Below are 24870 nucleotides of genomic sequence, written 5' to 3' on the forward strand. Positions count from 1 at the left end.
AAAGGCAGAAAAATCGGTGATCCGCACGCAATTGGCGCGTGATTTTGCCAACATTAAACGATACACAACAATGTGCCGCCTGCGCCTGTTCTGCACGGCAACGGCAACGGCGGGCGCGGAAGCACTGCGGCGCCCGCCCCATGTCAGGTGCGCAAGAACTCCAGCAAGTCCTCGTTCAGGCGGTCCTTGTGCGTCGTCGCCAAGCCGTGCGGCGCGCCTGCATACACGAGCAATTTGCTGCCGATGATGAGCTCAGCCGTGCGCCGCGCCGAGGCGGCGATCGGCACGATCTGGTCATCGTCGCCATGGATCACCAGGGTCGGCACGTCGAATTTGGCCAGGTCGCTGGTGAAGTCCGTCTCTGAAAATTGCTTGATGCACAAATAGGCGGCCGGCATGCCCGCCTGCATGCCCTGCCGCCAGAAGCTGTCGCGCACGCCCTGCGACGGTTTGGCGCCGGGCCGGTTGTAGCCATAGAAGGGCTCGCTCAAGTCGCGGAAGAATTGACTGCGGTCGGCCTGCACGCCCGCGCGGATGGCGTCAAAGGCCGACAGCGGCAAGCCCAGCGGATTTTCAGTGGTTTGCAGCATCAGCGGCGGCACGGCACCCACCAGCACGGCGCCCGCCAGGCGCTGCGTGCCATGGCGGCCGATGTAGCGCGCCACCTCGCCGCCGCCCGTCGAATGGCCCACCAGGGTGGCGCCCGTCAAGTCCAGCGCCTCGATCAGGGCGGCCAGGTCATCGGCATAGGTATCCATGTCGTTGCCATCGAAAGGCTGGCTGGAGCGGCCATGGCCGCGCCGGTCGTGCGCGATGACGCGGTAGCCGTGCGAGGCCAGATAAAACATCTGGTCTTCCCAGGCGTCGGACGACAGCGGCCAGCCATGGCTGAAGACGACGGGCGCGCCGCTGCCCCAGTCCTTGTAGTAGATCAGGGTGCCGTCGGCGGTACGCAGGGTGTTGCTCGATTGTAAGTCGGTGGCAGTCATGGAACGCTCCTTGTCGGTGGGCCAGCGGCCATTGTGGCCGCAATGGCGCGTACACGCCGCGCGCTACGCTGGAGCATTGCGGTAGAGTAAGATTGCCGCTGCTTTGCTTTCCCGTATTCACTTTTGGAGTTGTCATGCGTTTTCCCATCGTCCTCGCCGCCAGCCTGTTCAGCACGGCCGCCCTCGCCCAACCGCTCGTTGCCGAAGCGCCGCTGCGCGCCCATCTGTCGTTCCTGGCCGACGATTTACTGGAAGGACGCGGCACGGGCCAGCGCGGCGGCGACCTGGCCGTGCGCTACCTGGAAACGCAGGCGGCCGTGGCCGGCCTGCAGCCACTGAAGGATGGCACGTACCGCCAGGCGCTGACCATCGTCGGCAGCAAGGCCTTGTCATCGAGCAAGGTGACCTTCAGCGCGGGCGGCAAGACGCTCGCTCCCGCCTTCGGCAAGGACATCGTCTTCGGCGCCTCCAACGGCCAGCAGACAGTGGCGTTCGACGCGCCCGTCGTGTTTGCCGGCTACGGCATCCGCGCGCCAGAGGAGCACTGGGACGATTTCAAGGGTGTAGATTTGAAAGGGAAATTGCTCATCATGATGGTCAACGATCCGCGGCCGACCGCTGCCGAGCCGCAGCGCTTTGCCGGCAAGTCCCTCACGTATTACGGCCGCTGGGTCTACAAATACGAGGAAGCGCTGCGCCAGGGCGCCGCCGGGGTCTTGCTGATCCACACGACAGCATCCGCTTCGTATCCGTGGTCGGTGCCGGCCAACGGCTTCGGCCACGAGCGCTTCAGCCTGGCTGGCGCGGGCAACGCCATGGAAGGCTGGCTGCAGGAGGACACGGCGCGCGCCCTGTTCCAGGCGGGCGGACAGGACCTGGACGCCTTGCGCGCACAGGCCGAAACGCGCGAGTTCCGCCCCGTGCCCTTGAACGCCACGGTCAAGGTGGCACTGGATAGCCAGGTCCGCAGCATCGAGCAATTCAACGTGGCCGGCATCGTGCCGGGCACGGACCCGAAACTGAAAGACGAAGCCGTCATTTACTCGGCCCACTGGGACCACCTGGGCAAGGATGACGAAGGCAGCGCCCAAGGTGTCAAACAGGGCCAGAGCGACCATATCTACAACGGCGCCATCGACAACGCCTCGGGCGCGGCAGCCCTGCTGGCCATGGCGCAGGTTGCCGTGAAACAACCGGCGCGCCGCACGCAGATTTTCCTGTGGCCGGCCGGCGAAGAAACGGGCATGCTGGGCAGCACCGCCTACACGCGCAAGCCCTTATGGCCGCTGGCGAAAACGGCCGCCGACCTGAATCTCGACAGCATGAACTTCGTCGGCAAGACGCACGACATCGGCGTGGCCGGCGCCGAGCGCAGCAGCCTGTACGCGAGCGCCGCCAAGGTGGCCAGGCGCATGGGCCTGCGCCTGGCGCCCACCATTCCCGACCTGTCCGGCGCCTTTTACCGGGCCGACCATTTTGCCTTCGCCAAGGCCGGCGTGCCCGCCTTCAACGTGGGTTCGGCAGTATTCTCTGGCGACGGCTCCTTCGATTTCGTCAAGGAACCCAAAGCCTCCGGCGAGCGCCTGGTGGCCTTCAAGAAGGATTACCATCAAGTCACCGACGAGTACAAGCCATCGTGGGACTTGTCCGGCATGGTGCAGCAGGCGCAGTTCACCCTGAACCTCGGCTATGCAGTGGCAAACGACAAGAACTTGCCTACTTGGAACAAGGGCGAGGCGTTTGGCAAGGTAAAACGCTAAGCGCCATGAAAAACACCGGCCGAGGCCGGTGTTTTTACTTGATCACCTGAGGTCAGTCACTGCGTGACCGGAATGCCCCCATTGGGCGCATTCCCCAACGGGTCTGACCCGCAGTAATTCAAATTGCCATGATGCGTTTCAGGTCGACGAATGCTGTCTCATACAGATGTTGAAACGCGCCCACCATGACCTCTTCCACGCCTTCGGCCGCGTCGAACTCGCTCGACCATTCCGCCACGCAGGAAGCGCCTCCCGGTTCGCCCGTGACGCGCAGGGTAGAGCGGTAGTTCTTGACGGGGATCGGGCCCGAGACGATGGTGTAGCTGTAGCTCTTGTCCGCTTCGCTGTAGCTTTGCAGGCGTTCGGCGATGATGGCGCCGTCCGTGGTTTTCAGGCGGCGCACGCGGCCGCCGTGTTCGGACAGGCTGGTCTTGATGGAGCTCGACCATTCAGCCAGCGACTGGAAGCCGCCGATAAAATCCCACACGCGTTCGGCGCTTGCCGCCAATGTTACAGAAACAATTACTTGGGCCATCTTTAATTCGGTTCCTCATCCAGGTTTGCCGGGCGCTGCGCCCGGCCGGCCGGAGTTGCCCGGCACAGCCGCTATTTTAGCGCCCATGCGGCTTTGCTGCTGAGCGGAAAATAGCAGCTGGCCAGCCTGGCGAAGAGGTTTTACAGATTTTCCGCCAGGAAAATCAAGGAATTGCCGTGCGCGTGGGCGGCAGCGCGCTGCTGGTAGCTGTCGCGGTGGGTGCAATTGAAGCCATGTTCGGCGCCCGGGTAGATGTGGATTTCCACGTCTTGCCGGTCTTCAAAACGCTCGGCGATCTTTTGCACGGCTTCCGGCGGAATGTGGCTGTCCTGGCCGCCGAAATGCATGAGCAGCGGCACCGTGATCTGCTCGGCCAGGTCCAGCTTGTTCTGGATGCCGCCGCCGTAGTAGGCGATGGCGGCGTCGACCAGGCCGGCCGCAGCCGTCTGAAACGACAGCCGGCCACCGAAGCAGTAGCCGACCGAGGCCAGCTTGCCCGTCACCTCCGGGCGCGCGCGCAAGGCGGCGACGGTGGCGGCGATATCGCTGTCGGCGTGGGCATTGTCGGTCGCTTGCATCAGTTCCACGGCGCGCTTCCAGCCTGCTTCGTCATAGCCCAGCTCGATGTGCGGGCCCGCGCGCCAGAACAGGTCAGGCACCAGCACCACATAGCCATCGGCCGCGTACTGGTCGGCCACGGCGCGGATGTGCTCGTTGACGCCGAAAATTTCCTGCAACAGGATGATGGCGGGGCCCTTGCCCACGTGCGGCACGGCCAGGTAAGCCTGGAAGGTGCCGTCCGGGCCGGCGATATCGATCCACTGCGAAGTTGTGCTCATAGAAACTCCAGTCTGAGGTTGGGGGGAATGCCACAGCCAGGCATGTTACTGGTTTTTCGCCCTGCCTGCGTCCGCCCCCCCCTTTGCCCAGGCTCAATACAGCTCGCGCAGGTAAATCACGGGGCCGGACTTGAGGATGCCAAACACGACGACGCCCACGCTGCTGGCCAGGTAGCGATGGCTGCCCACGGAGACGTCCACGCTGCCGGCCTTGCCGGCGCCGGGCGCCAGCAAGGTCAGGCGATTGGCCTGCGGTAGTGCGCCTTGCACGACGGTATAGGTCCGGTCATCAGCTGCCAGCTTGCTGCAGTCTAGCGTTTTCTTGCAATTGGCCAGCACCACTTCCGACTTGTTGAATGCACTGATGCTGTCAAGAAAATTCGTCGTCCATTTCGTCCCATTCCAGTATTGCACTTGCACGGCCAGCCGGACGGGCAGCAACTCGGAGCCATAGCCGTGGGCTACTTGCCATTGCCCCGACAGCACGGTCAGCCTTGCTTCGTTCTGTATCAATGCGGAAGTTGAACTGACGACGGCGCCGCCGGGATACGTGCTGCTGGCGCGCAGCCGCACGTCGGTGGGCGCCACCTTTACCGGCACGCCCGCCTTGCCCGGAAAACGGTAGGCGACCATGGGCGAGGCAACGCCCAGGGTGAATTTCACGGGCGCCACGCCGGTGACAGTGGTTTGCGCCTTGCTGCCATCGGTGAGCCGGCTGCGGCCATCGGAAGTGTTCGGCGGAAAGGAAATCGTGCCCGTGGCCGCATCCAGGCCTTCGAGCAGCACGGGCGCCAGTACGCTCGGGACGCGGTCGTCATAATTTTGGGTCGTCGTCTCCCCCAGGGCCCGCGCCGTCACGCGCACGCCTATGGCCTGCCCCGAGTAGGCGTAGCGGCCTGTCGCCCCATCGTTGGCGCAGGTGAGAGGCGGCGCGCACGGCACGGCGATGCCGTTGGTAGCCTTGGGCTGGTCAGCTTCCTTGTCCTTGATCAGCTCCGTGATGAAGTGGTGCGGGATGAACTGCACTTCCTTGCTCACGCTCGAGGCCTTGGGCAAGTCCAGCACCGTAATATTGGCATCCAGGTAGCCGTTGGTATCGGCCAGATTGAAGGCGATGGTAATTGTTCCCACTTCCGGCCAGGTCATGTCGCTGCTGGCAACGCTGCCATTCTTGAAGACCACGCCACCCTGCAGAGCGGGCTTGTTTGGCTCGGCAATCTCGTCCGTTGTCGGCCTGACCAGGCTGGCCAGCGTAGGCAGCGCCGTCTCTGGCAATTTTTCATTGCCAAAGTTCGGCGTCGCGGCACCCGCGTTATTGAGCGAGCTCATGCTGAACGTCACTGGCGCACCCGCGCGCTGAGGGCTGGCAATGATAGGGACGCTGAACGCGGCCGGCACGACAATGACATCGCCGTTGCCCGTCATGCTCAAGCCGGCGTCGCCGGAAGTGGCCGACCCCGTATAAGTGGCCTTCAAATTCATCTTCCCCACATCCGCGTAGGACATGGTGGCCCTGGCGACGCCCTTGTTATCGAACGCCAGGTTGACAGTCCTCCCCAAGATACTGCAAGCACTGCTGTTATCCGGGGCCAAGGCGATGAAGGCGCCCGTGCCTTTGATGAAGACGGGCAAAGTGCCGCTGGCGGGATTGCTGTAGCTGCAAGCGAGCGTCAAGTCCTTGCTCTTGTTGGCAAACAGGGGCACGCAAGCTTGCTGATTGGGGCTGGCCTGCACCGCGCTGATGCCAAACGACGCCTGCGTGGCCGAGACATGGTTGACGGGAGTGACAATCAAGCCTGTTTCCGCGAAATTCATAACGCAACTGGCGCTCTTGTCCGAGCTGCGTTTGCACACCAGCGCGTCCGTAGCGCCGGGCACACTCGTCAGGCTCAGCGTGGCACTGCCGACGGCGTACTGGCGCACGGCGGCCGTGCCAATGCCACTGCTGCTTATCTGCGTCGCTTCGCCCCCCGGACTCAACGTGACAGTGGCGCCACCCGCGTACGTGCTGCCACAGGCGGCATCCGCGCAAGCCGTCACCGTCACCGTTTGCGGCGCGCACGCCAGGGCAGTGCCTGGATGGTCGATCTGGAAATGGTGGGGTCCGGTCGGGGTGCCGGGGACGCACTTCGGACCCAGCGGCTCGTTGAAGGCATAGCCGCTGTTATTCGTCACGCAGCTGCAGGGGTTGGCCGGGGTATAGGCCTTGCAGGTGATCGTCTGATGCACCCGGCCGCGCGAGCCCAGGGTGATGTGATCGACCTTGGCATTGCCCGTGATATACCCATTCGCCGCATTCAGGGTGACGTTGCCGCCCTCGACATTGCCCTTGATGCCATTGCCGGAACCGATGGTCAGCGTAGTCTTGGCGGTGATATCGCCCTCCACCACGCTGTTGGCGGGCAAGATATTGACGATATCACCGCTAATCGGCCCCTTGATGGTCGATCCCGATGCAATCTCCACCAGTCCCTTGGCGGTGATGCTGCCTGTCACTATGACGTGGGCCGTTCCCATTTTGACGGTGGTGGCGGAAATATTCGCGCTGATCGTCTGCGTCAGCGCCCCCATGCTGAAGGTACCGCCCTTTGCCGTCAGGCTACCGCCGGTGACCCGCAGCCTGGAGGCATTGAGGCCGGTGATATCGAAATTGCCCATGACCGTCAGCGCGGCGTTGCCGCTCATGGTCAAGCCCTGGTTATACGTGAGCTTCAGCGAACTATTTACCGTCACGCCATAGCCGCTGGCAATGACGATGACGTCGGTATCGGCCATGGACAAGTTGTCGCAGGTATATTGCGCGCCAGACCGGGTGCAATTACTGACGTCGCCGCCGTTGAAATTGAAGGTGGCCGCCTGGGCCATGTCGGTCGATAACAATAGGAACAAACCGACAAGAAAAATGTATATGCGCACGATGTTCGGAACTCGGATAAATGGGAGGTGACAGGCGGCAAATTGATTATTTCATGCTAAGCTGCACCATCGCAGGTGTTGCATTATGGCAGTGTTTTCCACCCACACGTACTTCGCATGATCAAGCAAAGCCCCAAAGAATTCCCCCTGCGCACCGTCGACATCATCGTCTATCCCGGCTTCAAGGCGCTGGAAGCCATCGGCGCCATGAAAGTGTTTGATTACGCCAACACCCATTTGCGCCTGCGCAATTTGCCTGGCGGCTACGACGTGCGCATCGTGTCGACGGCCATCGGCCCCGTCGAGTCGGACACCCTGATGTCGCTGCACGCGAACAAGGCGCTCGATGCCAATCGCCTGCCCGACCTGGCCGTCATCGTCGGCTGTCACCATGTCGAGCAGGTGCTGCAGGACATCCCCGCCCTGGCCGCCTGGGTGGCCGAAGCGGCGCCGCGCATCGCTACCCTGGCGGCGCTGTGCACGGGCTGCTTCTTCCTGGCCGAGGCCGGGGTGCTCGACGGCAAGAGTGCCGCCACGCACTGGAGCGCCGTGGAGAGCCTGCGCCAGCGCTATCCATTGATACAGGTGAATGCCGATGCGATTTTCGTGCGGGAAGGGAAATTCTGGACGTCGGCCGGCGTGACGGCCGGCATCGATTTGGCGCTGGCCCTGGTGGAAGACGATTTCAGCCGCGATATCGCGCTGGAAGTGGCGCGCGATCTGGTGGTGTACCTGAAGCGGCCCGGCGGCCAGTCGCAGTTTTCCGTGCACCTGTCGAGCCAGATGACGACACATCCGACCATCCGCCAGTTGCAGGGCTGGATCATGGAGCATCTTGCCGAAGAGCTCACGGTGCCGCTGCTGGCGGCCAGGCTGGCCATGAGCGAACGCAATTTTACGCGCGTGTTCCAGCGCGAAACGGGCAGCAGCCCCACGGAATTCATCGACACGGCCCGCTTTGAAGTGGCGCGCCGCTTGCTGGAAGACAATGTGTCCTCCTTAAAACAGGTGGCCGTGCAAGCGGGCTTGCACAGCGAGGAAAGGCTGCGCCGCCTGTTTCAAAAGAAACTCGCCATCACGCCGCGCGATTACCGCGAACGCTTTTCCAGCACATCAAGATGACAAGCCGATATTAGTACAGGACGACGGAACGAATCGACTCGCCGCTCTTCATCAACTCAAAACCTTGATTGATGTCTTCCAGCTTCAGCCTGTGCGTGATCAGGTCGTCAATGTTGAGCTTGCCTTCCATATACCAGTCGACGATCTTCGGCACGTCCGTGCGCCCGCGCGCGCCGCCGAAGGCCGAACCGCGCCATTCGCGCCCCGTCACCAGCCGGAACGGGCGCGTGGAAATTTCCTGGCCCGCTGCCGCCACGCCGATGATGAACGATTTGCCCCAGCCCTTGTGCGTGCACTCGAGCGCCTGGCGCATCAGGGTGGTGTTGCCGACGCATTCAAAACTATAGTCGGCGCCGCCATCGGTCAGTTGCACGATGGCGTCGACGACGTTTTCCACCTCGTTCGGGTTGATAAAATGCGTCATGCCGAACTTGCGCGCGATGGCCTGGCGCGCCGGGTTGATGTCCACTCCGATGATTTTATCGGCGCCGACCATTTTCGCCGCCTGGATCACGTTCAGGCCGATGCCGCCCAGGCCAAATACGGCTACATTCGCGCCCGCTTCCACCTTGGCAGAGAACAGCACGGCACCCACGCCCGTCGTCACGCCGCAGCCGATGTAGCAAACCTTGTCGAACGGCGCATCTTCGCGGATCTTGGCGAGAGCGATTTCCGGCACCACGATATAGTTGGAAAAGGTCGAGGTACCCATGTAGTGGAACAAGGGCTGGCCATTCAGGGAAAAGCGGCTGGTGGCGTCCGGCATCAGGCCACGGCCCTGCGTGGAGCGGATGGCCTGGCACAGGTTCGTCTTTTGCGACAGGCAGAACTTGCACTGGCGGCATTCTGGCGTGTACAGGGGAATGACGTGGTCATCCTTTTTCAGGGTCGTCACGCCCGGGCCCACGTCGACGACGACGCCGGCGCCTTCGTGGCCCAGGATGGCGGGAAAGATGCCTTCCGGGTCGGCGCCCGACAGGGTGTAGTAATCGGTATGGCAAATGCCCGTGGCTTTCAGCTCGACCAGCACTTCGCCGGCGCGCGGGCCGGCCAGGTCGACTTCTTCGATGGTCAACGGGGCGCCCGCCTTCCAGGCAATCGCGGCTTTGGTTTTCATGGAGATTCTTCCTGCTCGGTTTCAGATGCACCATTATCGGACGCTTGCGGGCGTGGCGGAGCCAGCGGCGGCGCGCTTGTCTGAAAACGCGGCGCATTTGTCCGATGCCGCCGCACGGTGCAGCAGCGCACGGAAGCGCGGCGTGTGACAGGTGTACGCTTGCGCAAGCTCAATCTTGCGGGCACAAAAACGCGCATTCTTGACGCAACAGCATTCCCTTGATCCATCGCACTGACTCACCCTCACTGACTCGCCATTTCATCGTTCCCCGCAGGAGACTGACATGCGCAACTCGCTATCCCGACTGTTCCCCGCCTGGCCGGCCCTGCTGCTGGCATGCTGCCTGGCCCTGCTGGCCGCCTGTGGCGGCGGGGGCGGCCACCACCCACCCGATGCCACCACCGGCAGCCTGACGGTCAGCATCGGCGGCTTGCCGGCCGGCGTGGCGGGCGCCGTCACGCTCAGCGGACCCGCGTCCTACAGCAAGCTGCTGACGGCGAGCACCACGCTCACCGACCTGGCGCCTGGCGCCTACGCGCTCAGCGCCGCCAGCGTGGCGCAAGGCACGGGAACGCTGGCGCCCACGCCCGTCACGCAGCAGGTGCAAGTCAATGCGGGCGCGACGGCCAACGCCAGCGTCACCTATGCGGCCACAGCGCCGCTGGCCCTGGCCCTGCAAGAGGTGGTCTCCGGCCTGAGCGCGCCCATCTTCCTCACGGCGCCACCCGGCGACAGCCGTTTGTTCATCCTCGAGCGCCCCGGACGCATCCGCGTGGTGCAGAACGGCAACTTGCTGGTCACGCCCTTCCTCGACATCAGCACCCTGACCACCACCAGCGGCGAACGGGGCCTGCTGTCGCTGGCCTTCCATCCGCAGTACGCCAGCAACGGCTATTTCTTCATTTACTACACCAACCTGGCCGGCGATATCGTCATCGAGCGACGGCAAGTGTCGGCTGGCAACGCCAACGTGGCCGATCCCCTCTCTGCGCTGGCCATCCTCACGATTCCCCACCCCACGTTCAGCAACCACTATGGCGGCTTGCTCAGCTTTGGCCCGGATGGCTATCTGTACGCAGGCACGGGCGACGGCGGCAGCGCGGGCGACCCGTCCGGCAATGCGCAAAACACGAATGTGCTGCTGGGAAAACTGCTGCGCCTGGACGTCAACGCCAGCACGGTAGCCCAGCCATACGCCATTCCACCGGGCAACCCGTTTGCCGGCACGCCCGGCGCGCGCCCTGAAATCTGGGCATATGGCTTGCGCAACCCATGGCGTTACGCCTTCGACGTGCCGGCACAACTGCTGTACCTCGCCGACGTGGGCCAGGCCAATTGGGAAGAAGTCGATGTGCGCCCCGTGGGCCAGGCGGGCAACAACTATGGCTGGAATAGCATGGAAGGCGCGCACTGCTACAACAGCAGCAGCTGCAACCAGGCGGGGCTGGTCCTGCCTGCCATCGAATACGGCCACGATACGGCCGGCGGTTGCTCGATCACGGGCGGCTATGTGTACCGGGGCACGGCCTTGCCGGAACTGGCGGGGCAGTACCTGTATTCGGACTACTGCAGCGGCTGGCTGAAAAGTTTCAGCTACAGCAATGGCACGGCCTCCGCCGTGACGGACTGGAGCATCACCAACGTGGGCAACATCCTGTCCTTCGGCCAGGATGCGCAAAACGAGCTGTACATGCTGAGCGGCACGGGCAAGGTGTACAGGATCGTACGTAAATAAGCGTGCGCCAGTAAAGCGGAGCGCGCGCGGCAGAGGGCGTTTTTCGACGGGGCGCGGGGAACCGGCTAGAATGGTTTTCCGCCGCGCCCTGCGCACCAGCCCAAGAGAACACCATGGCCCGTTTGAAACTTGAATTTCCCGAAGACCAGTACTGCTATTCCTCGCAACTGACGGTACGCACCACGGACATCAATGCCGGCAACCATCTCGGCAACGATTCCATGATTTCCATGATTTCCGAGGCCCGCGCGCGCTTCCTGTTCGAATTCGGCGTGCGCGACATTGAAGCGGACGGCACCGGCATCATCGTCACCGACCTGGCCACCACCTACCGCGCCGAAGCCCATGCGCGCGACCAGCTGCTGTTCGAAGTGGGCGTCATGGATTTCAATAAATATGGCGGCGACATCACTTTCCGCATCACGCGTCCCCGCGACAACACGCTGATCGCGATGGCCAAGTCCGGCTTTGTGTTTTTCAACTACAAGCGCAGCCAGGTCGTGCCCATGCCGGAAGAGTTCGGCAGCAAGTTCCCGCAGGTGAACTGGATCGATTAAGCGATAGATTAAGCGGGGCGCCATGCCGCCATGCTGTATGCTTGCCAGGAAGACATTAAAACTGGAGCGGCATGCAAGCAGCGATAACGGCAAGACTGTGCCTGGCCCTGGCGCTGCCGGGTGTGTGGCCGACCGCCCTGGCCGCGCCGCACACCGTCATCCTGTACGGCGACGACGACTATGCGCCATACAGCTACGTGGAAAATGGCGTGTTCAAGGGCATGTACGTCGATATGCTGCGCGCAGCCGCCCTAAGAATGCCGGAGTATCGGCTGGACCTGCAGCCGCGCCCCTGGAAACGGGGCCTTGATGCGCTGGAAAAAGGCCAGGTATTCGGCCTGTTCCCGCCCGGGCGCAAGACGGAACGGTCGTACGTGCAAGCGTATTCGGCCATGCTGTACCGCGAATCGGTGGTGCTGTTCTGCCATGACGCCGTCATGCGCACCCCGCGCACGCACTTCCCGACCGACTTTGCCGGCCTGACCGTCGGCGTCAACACGGGGTTTTTACTGTCGGAAAAATTGATGGTGCCGGCCCGCCAGGGATTGCTGCGCCTGGAATCGGCCAAGGGCAATGAAGCCAACCTGAGGAAACTGGCCCTGCGGCGCATCGATTGCTACGCCAGCGACCGGGGCGCGGCCCGCCACACGGCACGCCAGCTGCAAGGAGAACTAAGCAGCTACGGCTTGCAATTGCACGAAGTGCTGGAACTGTCGTCCGAAGCCACGTATATCGCCTACAGCGCGCGCAATACGCCCGCCTACAAGGCCGCATTCATCGAGAAGATGAATGCGGCCTTGCTTGCCATGCGGCAGAACGGCCAGCTGGCGCGCATCGAAGCAGCCTACCTGCGCTGAAATAGCGATGCATGCTCGCTTACTTGCGCGTCTGGCGCTTCACCTTGATGCCGAAGGTGTCCGCAAACCAGTCATCGATCATCAGCTTTTCATAGCGCAGCTTTTCATTGCTGAAGTAATGATTGATGCGGCTCAGGTACGACATGTCGGACAGGGCTGCATCGCCACTGCGAATGACCTTGCCATCCTGCTCCAGCACATAGTGCAGGCGCATGCGCGGCCAGTCGACCCGGCCATTCATGACACGGATATCCTGGCCGGCACGCAGCGCAGGATTTTCACGGCCCGCCAGGTCCACATCCGTGACGTCGATTTTCAAGGTCTGCCCGGGCGGCAGCGATGTGCCCAGTTTCTCGAAATGCCGGCTCAGTTCCTTCAACACCTCATCCCGTTCCTGCGGGTTGAACGAGACATCCGTGTATTGATCCGGCTTGCTGAACTGCACTTCCGTTCCTGCCCAGGCCGCGCTGCTGGCCAGCAAAGCCAGGGCGGTGACCAGGGCGCGCGTCGTTTGTTTTTGCATGATTGACCCTTTCAGGAAATGTGAGTGGCATGGGGCCACTTCTTATGCCTACTCAATATAGCGCGCGGCATCCCATTCTGGTGCGGAATTCATACCTTGTTACTTTTTTGATTTCCACCAGAAAGGCAAGGCGCCGTATTTTTTTGCAGATTCATTGGCAATATTAATTAAAACAAAGTATTGTCTTGAAAATATAGTTGCCTAAGCGATAAAGTATAGATAGTGTCAGCAGCCTGGATTTAAAGTGTTTTTTTAGCACTCTTGTTGCATGTTTTTAGTCAATTTTTCTTGCATATTGTTAATATTTGGCTGTCAGTCTACAATCGATAAAATGCGCCCGGAAAACGCGCAACGCCGGTAATGGCGCACAGGCAAGCCTGGCGCGGGCGTCTCAGCATTGCGTCAGTTATGCCTTTTAGCGGAACTCGCCCTTATGTCATTTTTGTCTTCAGCATCACCCAAGTTACCTCCCTGGAAAGTCCTGCTCGTCGATGATGAACCCGACATCCACGACATCACCAAACTGACACTGAGCCGTTTTCGCCTAGAGGGCCGCGCCCTGAGCTTCGTACACGCCTACAGCGGCGCCGAGGCCAAGCAGGTGCTGGCGCGCGAAGAAGGCATCGCGCTGGTCTTCCTCGACGTGGTGATGGAACGCGAAGACAGCGGCCTGGAAGTGGCGCGCTGGATGCGCGAAGACCTGGGCAACCAGTTTACGCGCATCGTGCTGCGCACGGGACAGCCGGGACAGGCGCCGGAAGAACGGGTGATCGTCAACTACGACATCAACGACTACAAGGAAAAGACGGAACTGGACCGCACCAAGCTGTTCACCACCACCTTTGCCGCCCTGCGCGCCTACCGCGACATCATGAAGGTCGAGGAAGCGCGCCTGGCCCAGCTGCACTACCGCGAAGGCCTGGAAAGAGTTATCGCGGCCTCGGCGCATATCTTCAAGCAGCGCAACCTGCGCGACTTCGCCGGCGGCCTGCTGCAGCAAGTCGTCGCCCTGCTGCGCCTGGAAACGAGCATGCTGCTGCGCCTGCGCGGCGCCAGCGCCATCTCGGGCGAACAGGATTACGAAATCCTCGCGCAGATCGGCGACCATGAAGCCGATGGCGGCATCCTCAGCCCATCCCTGCTGTCGCAGCTGGACCATGCCAAGAGCAATAAAATCTCGCGCCTGCACGGCGACACCTATGTCGGCTATTTTCCCAACAGCAGCGGCAAGGCGTCCTTGCTGGTATTAAAAGGCGTGGAAGAAATTTCCGACCTCGACGCGCAATTGCTGGAAGTATTCTGCTCGGGCGTGGCGATCGCCTTCGACAACATCCTGCTGACGCAGGAAATCACCGATACCCAGGCCGAACTGATCCTGCGCCTGGGCGACGTGGTCGAATCGCGCTCGCACGAAGGCGGCAACCACGTGCGCCGCATGGCTGAAGTGTGCCAGCTGCTGGCGCAGGCCTCCGGCATGTCGGAAGAGGAAACCATGGTGCTGCGCCACGCGGCGCCCATGCATGACATCGGCAAGATTTCCACGCCGGACGCAGTGCTGCTGAAACCGGGCAAGCTCGACGCGGCCGAGTGGGAAATCATGAAGCAGCATCCGACGGTGGGCATGTCCATCCTCGACGGCTCGCAGCGCCCGCTGCTGAAGGCGGCCGCCGTGATCGCCCACCAGCACCACGAAAAATATGATGGCAGCGGCTACCCGCAAGGCCTGGTGGGCGAAAACATCCACAAATACGCGCGCATCGCCGCCGTCGCCGACGTCTTCGACGCCCTCATGCACAAGCGCTGCTACAAGGACGCCTGGCCCCTGGAGCGCGTGGTCAGCTATTTGCGCGAGGTGAGCGGCAGCCACCTGGACCCGCAATATGTGGAGTTGCTGATCGCGAATCTCGACGAAGCGCTTGCGCTAAATCAACGTTTCCCTGACTAGCAGGTTCATCAAAGAGCCAAGTGCCCCTGAGCGAGACGCACGCCGGCAAAATCCGCTACGAACCACGCCCCCAACACGGGCGTTCCGGGCCAAGCGGGCCCGCCGTTTTCAAGTTTTCAAGCGCTCTTCGGCTCCAGCGGGAAGCGTATCTTGTAATGCAGCCCCATTCCCGGCGCACTGACCACCTTCACCGTGCCGCCCAGCGGCCCCGTCACCAGGTTGTAGAGGATGTGCGCGCCCAGGCCGCTGCCGCCGGAACCCCGCTTGGTCGTGAAGAAGGGGTCGAACAGCTGGCCCAGGGTGGTGCTGTCCATGCCCATGCCATCGTCGCTGTAGTCGAGCTCCAGCATCTCGCCGGCCATCCTGGCACTGATCCTGATCTTGCCCGGCTCGCCTTCGACAAAGCCATGCACCAGTGAATTGACCACCATGTTCGTGACGATCTGCGAGACGGCGCCCGGATAGCTGCGCAGCTGCACCTCGGGCGCGCAATCGATCTCCACCCTGATCGGCTTGCCCTTCAGCTTGGGCTGCAGGGAGAGCAGGATTTCATCGAGGTATTTGCGCAAGTTAAAGCTGCGCAATTCGTCCGACGACTGGTCCACGGCCACCTGTTTGAAGCTGCGCACCAGCGCCGCGGCGCGCTGCGTATTCGTCGTCATGATGCGCAGGGTCTGGTCGATGATATCGAAAAACTGCCGCAAACCATCTTCATCGAGCTGGCCGCCGTCCAGGTCTTCGCGCGTGAGTTTCAGTTCCTGCACCAGGTGGCTGGTGGCCGTGACGCAAATACCCAGCGGCGTATTGATTTCATGCGCCACCCCCGCCACCAGGCGGCCCAGCGAGGCCAGCTTTTCCTGGCGCACCAGTTCCGACTGCGCTTCCTGCAAGGCGCTCAGGGCGCTGTTCAAGGCCGCGTTCTGCTCTTCCAACGCTTCCTTGGCCTGGCGCATGGCACTGTCGGCCTGGATGCGGGCCATCGCCACGGCCACGTGGCTGGCCATGAAGGCCAGCACGTCCAGTTCCGCCTGGCCATACACGACGGAGGTGTCGTAGCTTTGCACGATGATCACGCCATATTTGCGCTCACCCAGCAGCATGGGCGCGCCCATCCAGCTGGCGATGCCCACATTACCCAGCGGCTCGTCCATTTCACCGCTGGCCACCAGCGCCGCATAGCTGCTTGCATCGAGCAGACAAGCCTGGCGGCGCGCCAGCACATAAGAACTCATGCCGATGCCGTAATGAAAGCGTTTCACGGGCGCCTGCGCATCCTTTTCATCGACGAAATACGGAATCGTGATGTCCTTGTTGTCCGGGTGGTACAGGGCGATGAGGAAATTCTTCGCCGTCACCAGCTCACTGATGATGGCGTGCAGGCGCGCATACAAGGTGGTCGCGTCGGCCGCCTGCGCCGACAGGTTGGCGATTTCATACAGCGCATGCTGCAGGTTTTCCGCGCGGCGCCGCTCGGCCACCTCGTGCGCCAGCAGGGCCGTGCGCTCCTGCACCGCCTTTTCCAGCCGGTCCATACTTTGCATGCCCTGCAGGGCGCTCGACACGTGCGTGGCGATCAGCGCGAACAGGGCCTGGTCTTCCACGCTGAAGTGGTGCTGCGCGTCATAGCTCTGAATGACGATGGCGCCCAGCACCTGGTGCTGCTGGTCCAATAGCGGACAGCCGATCCAGTGCTCGGCCGCCGTGCCGCCGCCCCAGGCGCCGCCCCCGATGGCGCGCATGGCGTCGTCGTCGGCCGTCATCACCAGCTGCTTGCGGTTGACGATGACCCACGCCGTGGGCGACTGCGCGGCGCTGGCCAGGCGCACGCCCACGTCCGGGTCGGGCGCGGCGTCGAATTCATCGACAAAATAGGGAAAATGCACCAGGCCGTCGTCACAGTCGCTCAGGGCCACATAAAAATTGGCCGCATACATGATGCGCCCCAGCGCCGCATGCACCGCCTGCAGGAATTCACTGATATCGCTGCAGGTGCTCGAGCGCTGCCCGATTTCCAGCAACACGGTTTGAACGGCTTCCAGGCGGCTGAGACGGCTTTCCATGGGTAACTATGTGCCTTGTGTAAGTATATGTTCTGAAAATCAATATTATCAGTTCAGCCCAGCCTTGGCACGGCATAAAACGCAGAATCTTGCCTTGAAGCAGGGCAACACACGCCACGCCAGCATTTGCCACGCTGGCGATACAGTGGCAGACTAGGCCCCTTCCTACAGACCAGACCGTCCTCATGACCGCCACGCTACGCGCCTCGCTTCGTCCCTATACCCTCGCCGGCCTGCTGGCCTTTGCCGCGCTGGGCATGCCGCCGCTGTGCGCCGCGCCAGCCAAGGCGCCGACGGCGGAAACGGCCGATGGCGGGCGCTATTTCGGCCCCCTCATCGCGGGCAAGATGCATGGCCAGGGCCGGCTCGAATACGCGAGCGGCGCGTTTTATGAAGGGGGCTTCGCGCGCGGCGTGTTTTCCGGCCAGGGCACGCTGCGCCAGGCGTCCGGCGTCGAATACACGGGCGCCTTCCGCCAGGGGGCCTTCGATGGCATCGGCCGCTATACCTCGCCCAAGGGCGAGATCTACGCGGGCAGCTTCGTCAAGGGCAGCTTCGAGGGACAAGGCCGCTTCCAGGGCGCCGACGGCGCCACCTTTGAAGGCCATTTCAAACACTGGCGCCCGCACGGCGCCGGCAAGCTGACCGACACGGATGGCACCGTCTTCGAAGGCGAATTCGTCCAGGGCCAGGTGCAGGGCAAGGCCAAGGTCAGCACCAGCGACGGCATCCGCTACGAAGGCGAGCTGAAAGACTGGAAATTCGAGGGCGACGGCGTGCTGCGCACGGCCGACGGCGACGAATACCGGGGCAGCTTCAAGAATGGCCAGTTCGACGGCAAGGGCGTACTGCGCTACGCCGTGGCGCAGGCGGATGGCCGGCGCGAAGACAGCGGCCACTGGACGGAAGGCCAGCTGGACGACCCGGCCGCCGACAAGCTCACGCGCGACAATATCGAACTGGCCCTGTATAACCAGCGCAGCCTGCTCGACGGCGCCCTGGCGCGCATTGCACCGCGCGATGCGGCAAAAAAGATCAATCTTTACCTGCTGGGCGTGGCGGGCGATGGCGCGCAGGAAGTGTTTCACCGCGAAACGGCCTTCGTGCAGCACCAGTTCGACCGCGATTTCGGCACCGTGGGGCGCTCCTTGATGCTGGTCAATAGCCGCAACACGGTGGCGCAGCAGCCGATGGCCACGCGCACCAGCATAGCCGCCAGCCTCGATGCGCTAGGCGCGAGGATGGACAAGCAGAACGACATCCTGTTCCTGTTCCTCACCAGCCATGGTTCGCCCGAGCACGAACTGGCGCTGGCGCAAAACGGCATGGACTTGCACAGCTTGCCCGCGCAAGAACTGGCGTCCATGCTCAAGCACAGCGGCATCCGCTGGAAAGTCATCGTGATCTCGGCCTGCTATGCGGGCGGTTTCATCGATGCGCTGAAGGATGATCAAACGCTGCTCATCACGGCCGCGCGCCGCGATCGCACTTCGTTCGGCTGCGACGACCAGAACGATTTTACGTACTTCAGCGAAGCGTATTTCAAGGAAGCCTTGCCGAAGAGCAGCAGCTTCACGGAAGCCTTCGGCAAGGCCAGGGTGCTGGTGCAGGCGCGCGAGGCGGCTGATTTCCGCGAAGGCGGCATGGAAGCGGAAGAGCATTCCGAGCCGCAGCTGTTCCAGGGCAAGGCCATCGCCGCGCAGCTGAAGGCTTGGCGCGCCCAGCCGCGCTGACATGGGCACGGCTGCCCGCCTTTCTGTACAATAGCCGTCACCATGCGACGATTCTTCCTCATTTTGCTGCTGTTCGTGCTTCCGCTCCAGATGTCCTGGGTCGCGGCGAGCGCGTATTGCCTGCACGAAGAAGGCAAGGCGGCGCAGCACCTGGGCCACCACAGCCACCAGCACAAGGCTGATACGGACAAGAAACCCGTGGCCGACAAGGCTGACAAGCAATCCAAGGGCCAGCCGCACAGCGATTGCAACGTCTGCCATGGCATCGGCCATGCGTGGCTGCCGGCCGGCTCCAGCCTGCCCATTGGCGACACGGCGTCCGTGAACGCGGACACCTCCCCCTTCTTTTACGCTTCCCACATCCCGGACGCTCCCAAGCGCCCTGACTGGTCGTCGGCCGCCTAGGCCGACGGGACGTCCATTTTTACTGATCGCAACGCACGCCTGATTGACCAGGGCGCCAGCCTGCGCGTCCCGTCGAATTCTTTTTCCGCACCTTGGAGAATTCGATGCACCGATCCATCTATCTGTTATGTCTCTCCGCCGGCCTGTTGGCTGGCAATCTTGCCCATGCGCAAGCACTTGAGGAACCTGCCGGTTCCCTGACCCTGCCCGCCGCGCTACTGCTCGCCGAAGGCGGCAACGCCACCCTGTCGGCCGCCCGCCATGAACTGGCGGCGCAGGGCGGCGCCCTGCAGCAGGCGCGCGCCCTGCCCAACCCGGAACTGCAAACGGTGCTGGAAGACACGCGGCGCGCCACGCGCAGCACCACCGTGCAGCTCAACCAGCTCATAGAACTGGGCGGCAAGCGAGGTGCCCGTGCCGCCGTCGCCCAGCGCGGCGAAGACCTGGCGCAAGCGGGCCTGTCACTGCAGCAGGCGGAAACCCGCGCCGCCGTAACTTCCGCCTTTGTCGACGTGCTGGCGGCTCAGGAAGGCTTGCGCCTGGCCGACAGCGCGCAGGCCCTGGCCGCGCGCGCCAGCGACATCACGGCGCGCCGGGTGACGGCCGGCAAGGCCTCGCCCGTCGAGGAAACCCGCGCCCGCGTCGCCGAAGCGAGCGTGCGGCTGGAGCTGAACCTGGCCCGCAGCACCCTGGCCAGCGCCCGCAAGCGCCTGGCCGCCCTGTGGGGCAATGCCACGCCCCGTTTTACCCTGGCCGAGGGCTGGCTGGAAACCTTGCCGCAGTTGCCACCCGCCAGCGAGCTGGCGGCCCGCCTGGCCCTGGCGCCGGCCGTGCGCCAGGCGCAAAGCACGCTAGCCCAGCGGCAAGCCATGCTGGACGTGGAACAGCGGCGCGCCACGCCCGACGTCACCGTGAGCGTCGGCATGAAGCGCTCGGAAGAACTGGGCCGCAACCAGGCCATCATCGGCCTGGCCTTGCCGCTGCCGCTGTTCGACCGCAACGCCGGCAACAAACTCGATGCCTTGCGCCGCAGCGACAAGGCCAGCGACGAGCTGGCCGCCGCCCGCATCGCCGTGCAGACGGCCGTGGCTGCCGCCAGCGAACGGCTGGCCACGGCCCGGCTCGACGTGGAAAGCTTGCGCCAGGACATCTTGCCCGGCGCGCAGAGCGCCTACGACGCGGCCAGCAAGGGTTTCGAGTTCGGCAAGTTCGCCTTCCTCGACGTGCTCGATGCCCAGCGCACCTTGCTGCAAGCCAAAAACCAATACCTGCGCGCGCTGACCGAAGCGCAGCACGCCGCCGCCGAGATCGAGCGTCTGCTTGGCGCCCCCGCTCCCCTGTAAGGAAGACCCGACATGCATATCAAACTCGACAAGAAACAAGCGATCGCCATCGGCGCCATCGCGGCGGCCGGCATCGTGCTGGCAATCCTCATCCTCGGCACGGGCAAGTCCAGCGCCCTGCCGGCCGCCGTCAAGACGGAAGCACATGCTGAAAAGAAAGACGAACACGGCCACGAGGAAGTGGAAGGCCGGCTGGAGCTGAGCGCCGCGCAAAGCAAGGCGGCCGGCGTCGTCATCGCCACGGCCGCGCCCGGCCGCATCAAGACGACAGTCGCCCTGCCCGGCGAAATCCGTTTTAACGAAGACCGCACGGCCCACGTCGTGCCGCGCCTGGCCGGCGTGGTGGAAGCCGTGCAGGCGGACCTGGGCCAGCTGGTGAAAAAGGGGCAAGTGCTGGCCGTCATCGCCAGCACGGAGCTGTCGGAACAACGCAGCGCACTGCTGTCGGCGCAGCGGCGTTTATCCTTGGCCCGCTCCACGTATGAACGCGAAGAGAAACTGTGGCGCGAGAAAATTTCGGCCGAGCAAGATTACCTGCAGGCGCAGCAAGCGTGGCGCGAGGCGGAAATCGCCGTGCAAAACGCGCAGCAAAAGCTCAGCGCGCTGGGCGCCAGCGGTAGCAGCAAAGGCCCGCTGAACCGCTACGACATCCGCGCGCCGTTCGACGGCATGGTGCTGGAGAAACATATCACCCTGGGCGAAGCCGTCAAGGAAGACGCGAACATCTTCGTCATTTCCGACCTGTCGACCGTGTGGGCGGAAATCGCCGTGCCGGCGAAAGACCTGGCCACCGTGCGCATGGGAGGCAAGGCGGAAGTGAAAGCCAGTGCCTTCGACGCCAGCGCGCAAGGCACGATCACCTATGTGGGCGCGCTGCTAGGCGAGCAGACGCGCACGGCCAAGGCACGCATCAGCTTGCTGAACCCCGACATGGCCTGGCGCCCGGGCCTGTTCGTCAGCGTGGAAGTGGTGTCCGGCGAAGCGGACGCACCCGTCACCGTGCAGAGCACGGCCATCCAGACGGTGGAAGACAAGCCCGTCGTCTTCGTGCAAGTCAAGGATGGCTACCAGGCCACGCCCGTGGTGCTGGGGCGCAGCGATGGCAAGTTGACGCACATCAAGCAAGGCATGGCCGCCGGCACGCCATACGCGGCGCAAGGCAGCTTCGTGCTGAAGTCCGAGCTGGGCAAAGATGCTGCCGGCCATGAACATTGATCACGTTAAACAAAGGAAACCATCATGTTTGAACGCTTGATCCGCTTCGCCATCGAGCAGCGCTGGCTGGTAATGCTGGCCGTCGCCGCCATGGCTGGCCTGGGCATCTACAGCTATCAAAAGCTGCCCATCGACGCCGTACCCGATATCACCAATGTGCAGGTGCAAATCAATACCCAGTCCGCCGGCTATTCGCCGCTGGAAACCGAGCAGCGCGTCACCTTCCCCATCGAGACGGCCATGGCCGGCTTGCCGAACCTGGAACAGACGCGCTCGCTGTCGCGCTATGGCCTGTCGCAAGTGACGGTGATTTTCAAGGATGGCACGGACATCTATTTTGCCCGCCAGATGATCAACGAGCGCTTGCAGGAAGCCAAGGAAAGCTTGCCGGCCGGCATCACGCCAAAGATGGGTCCCGTTTCCACGGGCCTGGGTGAAATCTACCTGTGGACGGTGGAAACGCAAGACGGTGCGAAAAAGCCCGATGGCACGCCCTACACGCCGACGGACTTGCGCGAAATCCAGGACTGGATCATCAAGCCGCAATTGCGCAATGTCACGGGCGTCACGGAAATCAATGCCATCGGCGGCTACGCCAAGCAGTACCAGGTGGCACCCTACCCGCAAAAACTGGCCGCCTACGGCATCAGCCTGCAAGACGTGGTGACGGCGCTCGAACGCAACAACGGCAACGTGGGCGCCGGCTATATCGAAAGGCAGGGCGAGCAGCTGTTGATACGCGCGCCGGGCCAGGTGGCGTCAAAAAGCGATATCGGCAACATCGTCGTCGCCAATGTGCAGGGCGTGGCCATCCGCATCCGCGACGTCGCCGACGTGGTGCTGGGGCGCGAGCTGCGCACGGGCGCGGCCACGGAAAACGGCCGCGAAGTGGTGCTGGGCACGGTCTTCATGCTGATCGGGCAGAACAGCCGCGCCGTGTCGCAGGCGGTGGATAAAAAGATGCTGGAAATCAACCGCAGCCTGCCGAAAGGCGTGCACGCCGTCACCGTGTATGACCGCACGGTGCTGGTCGACAAGGCCATCAATACGGTGAAGAAAAACCTGCTGGAAGGCGCGGTCTTGGTGATCGCCATCCTGTTCCTGTTCCTCGGCAATATCCGCGCGGCCATCATCACGGCCATGGTGATCCCGCTGGCCATGCTGTTCACGTTTACGGGCATGGTGCAATACCATGTGAGCGCGAACCTGATGAGCCTGGGTGCGCTGGACTTCGGCATCATCATCGATGGCGCCGTGGTGATCGTGGAAAACTGCGTGCGCCGCCTCGCCCATGCGCAACAGAAACTGGGACGACCGTTGACCTTGCAGGAGCGCTTTCATGAAGTGTTTGCGGCATCGCAAGAGGCGCGCCGGCCCTTGCTGTATGGTCAGCTGATCATCATGGTCGTGTACCTGCCCATCTTCGCGCTGACGGGCGTGGAAGGCCGCATGTTTACGCCGATGGCCCTGACGGTGGTGATCGCCCTGCTGGGCGCCATGCTGCTGTCGATCACTTTCATTCCGGCCGCCGTGGCGCTGTTTATCGGCGACAAGGTAGCGGAGAAAGAAAACGCCATCATGCGCGCCGCCAAGCGCTGGTATGCGCCGCTGCTGGACAAGGTGATGCGCAACACGCCCGTCGTGCTGACGGGCGCAGCGGTGGCCGTATTGCTGTCGGGCTTGCTGGCCACGCGCATGGGCAGCGAGTTCGTGCCCAGCCTGAACGAGGGCGACATCGCCATCCAGGCCCTGCGCATCCCCGGCACCAGCTTGAGCCAGTCGCTGGCCATGCAGCAGCAGCTGGAAAGCAAACTGATGAGTAACCACAAGGAAATCGCGCGCGTGTTCGCCCGCACGGGAACGGCCGAGATCGCCTCTGACCCCATGCCGCCGAATATTTCCGATGGCTACATCATGCTCAAGCCGCGCGACCAATGGCCGGAACCAAAGAAATCGCGCGAGCAATTGCTGGCGGAAATCGAGGCGACGGCCACCAGCTTGCCGGGCAACAACTACGAGTTTTCGCAACCGATCCAGCTGCGCTTCAATGAACTGATTTCCGGTGTGCGCAGCGACGTGGCCGTAAAACTGTTCGGCGACGACATGACCGTGCTCGACAGCACGGCGGCGAAGATCGCAGGCGTGCTGGGCAAGATTCCTGGCGCGACGGAAGTGAAAGTGGAACAAACGACGGGCTTGCCCATGCTGACGGTGCAGATCGACCGCGAGCAAACGGCCCGCTACGGCCTCAACATTGCCGACGTGCAAGCGGCGATTGCCACGGCCATCGGCGGGCAAGAAGCGGGCACCCTGTTCCAGGGCGACCGCCGCTTCGACATCGTCGTGCGCCTGCCCGACAGCCTGCGCAGCGACCTGGAGCAGTTGAAACGCCTGCCCATCGCCCTGCCCCTGGGGGCGGCGGCGGAAGGCCGCGCCCGCTTCATCCCGCTCGGTGAAGTGGCCAGCCTGCAAGTGGCGCCGGGGCCGAACCAGATCAGCCGCGAAGACGGCAAGCGCCGCATCGTCGTCAGCGCCAACGTGCGCGGGCGCGATATCGGCTCCTTCGTGGCCGACGCGACGCAGCAGTTACAGGCGCAAGTGGCCATCCCCCCCGGTTACTGGACCAGCTGGGGCGGCCAGTTCGAGCAATTGCAGTCGGCCACGAAACGCCTGGAGCTGGTGGTGCCCGTGGCGCTGGCCCTCGTCTTCGTCTTGCTGTTTGCCATGTTCGGCAACGTGAAAGATGGGTTATTGGTGTTCAGCGGCATCCCGTTCGCCTTGACGGGCGGTATCGTCGCCCTGTGGCTGCGCGACATTCCCATGTCGATCTCGGCAGCGGTGGGCTTCATCGCCCTGTCCGGCGTGGCCGTGCTGAACGGCCTGGTGATGATCGCCTACATCCGCCAGCTGCGCGAACAGGGCATGCCCTTGCAGGAGGCGATACGTGTAGGGGCCATCACGCGCCTGCGTCCCGTCTTGATGACGGCGCTGGTGGCCTCGCTGGGCTTCGTGCCGATGGCCATTGCCACGGGCACGGGCGCCGAAGTGCAGCGTCCGCTGGCCACCGTGGTGATCGGCGGCATCCTGTCCTCGACGGCCCTGACCCTGCTGGTGCTGCCGCTGCTGTACCGGCTGGCGTACCGCAGGGAAGAGGAAGTGGAAATGCAGGCCGCGCCCGAAGGCGCGGTGGTACAGCTGTAGGACGGGAACCAGGCGTAG

18 protein-coding genes are annotated in these 24870 nt (G+C 63.2%); 11 read left to right on the plus strand and 7 right to left on the minus strand.

What is annotated here, in order from left to right; all coding sequences use genetic code 11:
- Positions 1 to 143 precede the first annotated feature (143 nt).
- Positions 144 to 989, minus strand: coding sequence for an alpha/beta fold hydrolase (locus tag ACQ4WP_RS21875; RefSeq protein ID WP_436524335.1), 846 nt, complete (start codon positions 987 to 989; stop codon positions 144 to 146).
- A gap of 134 nt (positions 990 to 1123) precedes the next feature.
- Between ACQ4WP_RS21875 and ACQ4WP_RS21880 the strand changes: the two genes are divergently transcribed.
- On the plus strand, positions 1124 to 2749 hold the full coding sequence (locus ACQ4WP_RS21880) for a M28 family peptidase (protein WP_436524337.1): 1626 nt from the start codon (positions 1124 to 1126) through the stop codon (positions 2747 to 2749).
- Positions 2750 to 2867: 118 nt separating this feature from the next.
- Here the strand turns inward: ACQ4WP_RS21880 and ACQ4WP_RS21885 are convergent, their stop codons facing one another.
- From ACQ4WP_RS21885 to ACQ4WP_RS21895, 3 genes are all read right to left on the minus strand, one after another.
- A complete protein-coding gene (locus ACQ4WP_RS21885; protein ID WP_326458387.1) occupies positions 2868 to 3284 on the minus strand; it encodes an SRPBCC family protein in 417 nt (138 codons plus the stop codon).
- 140 nt (positions 3285 to 3424) lie between these two features.
- Entirely contained in the window at positions 3425 to 4123 is a 699-nt protein-coding gene (locus ACQ4WP_RS21890; RefSeq protein ID WP_436524339.1) for a dienelactone hydrolase family protein, read from the minus strand.
- A gap of 93 nt (positions 4124 to 4216) precedes the next feature.
- Positions 4217 to 7003: a DUF6701 domain-containing protein gene (locus ACQ4WP_RS21895; RefSeq protein ID WP_436524341.1), complete on the minus strand. Its 2787-nt coding sequence runs from the start codon at positions 7001 to 7003 to the stop codon at positions 4217 to 4219.
- 153 nt (positions 7004 to 7156) lie between these two features.
- On the opposite strand from ACQ4WP_RS21895, the gene ACQ4WP_RS21900 reads away from it, so the two are divergent.
- Entirely contained in the window at positions 7157 to 8161 is a 1005-nt protein-coding gene (locus tag ACQ4WP_RS21900) for a GlxA family transcriptional regulator (RefSeq protein WP_436524343.1), read from the plus strand.
- 10 nt (positions 8162 to 8171) lie between these two features.
- Here ACQ4WP_RS21900 and ACQ4WP_RS21905 read toward each other — a convergent pair whose 3' ends face one another.
- Complete coding sequence (locus tag ACQ4WP_RS21905; protein ID WP_436524345.1) at positions 8172 to 9278, minus strand: S-(hydroxymethyl)glutathione dehydrogenase/class III alcohol dehydrogenase; 1107 nt, start codon at positions 9276 to 9278, stop codon at positions 8172 to 8174.
- Between the two features lie 283 nt (positions 9279 to 9561).
- Here ACQ4WP_RS21905 and ACQ4WP_RS21910 point away from each other — a divergent pair, with 283 nt between their 5' ends.
- The 3 genes from ACQ4WP_RS21910 (at position 9562) to ACQ4WP_RS21920 (ending at position 12427) form a co-directional block, all read left to right on the plus strand.
- Entirely contained in the window at positions 9562 to 11013 is a 1452-nt protein-coding gene (locus ACQ4WP_RS21910; RefSeq protein ID WP_436524347.1) for a PQQ-dependent sugar dehydrogenase, read from the plus strand.
- 113 nt (positions 11014 to 11126) lie between these two features.
- Entirely contained in the window at positions 11127 to 11570 is a 444-nt protein-coding gene (locus tag ACQ4WP_RS21915; protein WP_071079638.1) for a thioesterase family protein, read from the plus strand.
- A 71-nt stretch (positions 11571 to 11641) separates the two neighbouring features.
- Positions 11642 to 12427, plus strand: a complete 786-nt coding sequence (locus ACQ4WP_RS21920; RefSeq protein WP_436524349.1) for a substrate-binding periplasmic protein — start codon at positions 11642 to 11644, stop codon at positions 12425 to 12427.
- Between the two features lie 19 nt (positions 12428 to 12446).
- Here ACQ4WP_RS21920 and ACQ4WP_RS21925 read toward each other — a convergent pair whose 3' ends face one another.
- A complete protein-coding gene (locus ACQ4WP_RS21925) occupies positions 12447 to 12950 on the minus strand; it encodes a DUF3016 domain-containing protein (protein ID WP_436524351.1) in 504 nt (167 codons plus the stop codon).
- Between the two features lie 433 nt (positions 12951 to 13383).
- Here ACQ4WP_RS21925 and ACQ4WP_RS21930 point away from each other — a divergent pair, with 433 nt between their 5' ends.
- Positions 13384 to 14895: a DUF3369 domain-containing protein gene (locus ACQ4WP_RS21930; RefSeq protein ID WP_436524353.1), complete on the plus strand. Its 1512-nt coding sequence runs from the start codon at positions 13384 to 13386 to the stop codon at positions 14893 to 14895.
- A gap of 116 nt (positions 14896 to 15011) precedes the next feature.
- Here the strand turns inward: ACQ4WP_RS21930 and ACQ4WP_RS21935 are convergent, their stop codons facing one another.
- A complete protein-coding gene (locus ACQ4WP_RS21935) occupies positions 15012 to 16955 on the minus strand; it encodes a GAF domain-containing sensor histidine kinase (protein WP_436524355.1) in 1944 nt (647 codons plus the stop codon).
- A 185-nt stretch (positions 16956 to 17140) separates the two neighbouring features.
- Between ACQ4WP_RS21935 and ACQ4WP_RS21940 the strand changes: the two genes are divergently transcribed.
- From ACQ4WP_RS21940 to ACQ4WP_RS21960, 5 genes are all read left to right on the plus strand, one after another.
- Positions 17141 to 18688, plus strand: coding sequence for a C13 family peptidase (locus ACQ4WP_RS21940; protein ID WP_436524357.1), 1548 nt, complete (start codon positions 17141 to 17143; stop codon positions 18686 to 18688).
- A 42-nt stretch (positions 18689 to 18730) separates the two neighbouring features.
- Positions 18731 to 19093 carry a cation efflux protein, CzcI family gene (gene czcI / locus ACQ4WP_RS21945; protein ID WP_436524359.1) on the plus strand — a complete coding sequence of 121 codons (363 nt, stop codon included), beginning with the start codon at positions 18731 to 18733 and terminating at the stop codon, positions 19091 to 19093.
- A 104-nt stretch (positions 19094 to 19197) separates the two neighbouring features.
- Complete coding sequence (locus ACQ4WP_RS21950; protein WP_436524361.1) at positions 19198 to 20436, plus strand: TolC family protein; 1239 nt, start codon at positions 19198 to 19200, stop codon at positions 20434 to 20436.
- A gap of 12 nt (positions 20437 to 20448) precedes the next feature.
- On the plus strand, positions 20449 to 21651 hold the full coding sequence (locus tag ACQ4WP_RS21955; RefSeq protein WP_436524363.1) for an efflux RND transporter periplasmic adaptor subunit: 1203 nt from the start codon (positions 20449 to 20451) through the stop codon (positions 21649 to 21651).
- Between the two features lie 24 nt (positions 21652 to 21675).
- The gene (locus ACQ4WP_RS21960; protein WP_436524365.1) at positions 21676 to 24852 is read left to right on the plus strand and encodes an efflux RND transporter permease subunit; all 3177 of its coding nucleotides are present in this window, start codon (positions 21676 to 21678) and stop codon (positions 24850 to 24852) included.
- The last annotated feature ends 18 nt before the right edge of the window (positions 24853 to 24870 follow it).

It is taken from the genome of Janthinobacterium lyxosi (assembly GCF_051380665.1).
In the GTDB taxonomy this organism is placed as follows: Bacteria; Pseudomonadota; Gammaproteobacteria; order Burkholderiales; family Burkholderiaceae_D; genus Janthinobacterium.

What these genes read in the sequence shown, in the direction of transcription:
- ACQ4WP_RS21915 (WP_071079638.1), top strand. Translation starts at nt 11,127, where the DNA reads ATGGCCCGTTTGAAACTTGAATTTCCCGAAGACCAGTACTGCTATTCC.
- ACQ4WP_RS21910 (WP_436524347.1), top strand. Translation starts at nt 9,562, where the DNA reads ATGCGCAACTCGCTATCCCGACTGTTCCCCGCCTGGCCGGCCCTGCTG.
- ACQ4WP_RS21885 (WP_326458387.1), bottom strand. Translation starts at nt 3,284, where the DNA reads ATGGCCCAAGTAATTGTTTCTGTAACATTGGCGGCAAGCGCCGAACGC.
- ACQ4WP_RS21950 (WP_436524361.1), top strand. Translation starts at nt 19,198, where the DNA reads ATGCACCGATCCATCTATCTGTTATGTCTCTCCGCCGGCCTGTTGGCT.
- ACQ4WP_RS21940 (WP_436524357.1), top strand. Translation starts at nt 17,141, where the DNA reads ATGACCGCCACGCTACGCGCCTCGCTTCGTCCCTATACCCTCGCCGGC.
- ACQ4WP_RS21960 (WP_436524365.1), top strand. Translation starts at nt 21,676, where the DNA reads ATGTTTGAACGCTTGATCCGCTTCGCCATCGAGCAGCGCTGGCTGGTA.
- ACQ4WP_RS21875 (WP_436524335.1), bottom strand. Translation starts at nt 989, where the DNA reads ATGACTGCCACCGACTTACAATCGAGCAACACCCTGCGTACCGCCGAC.
- ACQ4WP_RS21930 (WP_436524353.1), top strand. Translation starts at nt 13,384, where the DNA reads ATGTCATTTTTGTCTTCAGCATCACCCAAGTTACCTCCCTGGAAAGTC.
- ACQ4WP_RS21920 (WP_436524349.1), top strand. Translation starts at nt 11,642, where the DNA reads ATGCAAGCAGCGATAACGGCAAGACTGTGCCTGGCCCTGGCGCTGCCG.
- ACQ4WP_RS21890 (WP_436524339.1), bottom strand. Translation starts at nt 4,123, where the DNA reads ATGAGCACAACTTCGCAGTGGATCGATATCGCCGGCCCGGACGGCACC.
- ACQ4WP_RS21880 (WP_436524337.1), top strand. Translation starts at nt 1,124, where the DNA reads ATGCGTTTTCCCATCGTCCTCGCCGCCAGCCTGTTCAGCACGGCCGCC.
- ACQ4WP_RS21955 (WP_436524363.1), top strand. Translation starts at nt 20,449, where the DNA reads ATGCATATCAAACTCGACAAGAAACAAGCGATCGCCATCGGCGCCATC.
- czcI (WP_436524359.1), top strand. Translation starts at nt 18,731, where the DNA reads ATGCGACGATTCTTCCTCATTTTGCTGCTGTTCGTGCTTCCGCTCCAG.
- ACQ4WP_RS21900 (WP_436524343.1), top strand. Translation starts at nt 7,157, where the DNA reads ATGATCAAGCAAAGCCCCAAAGAATTCCCCCTGCGCACCGTCGACATC.
- ACQ4WP_RS21935 (WP_436524355.1), bottom strand. Translation starts at nt 16,955, where the DNA reads ATGGAAAGCCGTCTCAGCCGCCTGGAAGCCGTTCAAACCGTGTTGCTG.
- ACQ4WP_RS21905 (WP_436524345.1), bottom strand. Translation starts at nt 9,278, where the DNA reads ATGAAAACCAAAGCCGCGATTGCCTGGAAGGCGGGCGCCCCGTTGACC.
- ACQ4WP_RS21925 (WP_436524351.1), bottom strand. Translation starts at nt 12,950, where the DNA reads ATGCAAAAACAAACGACGCGCGCCCTGGTCACCGCCCTGGCTTTGCTG.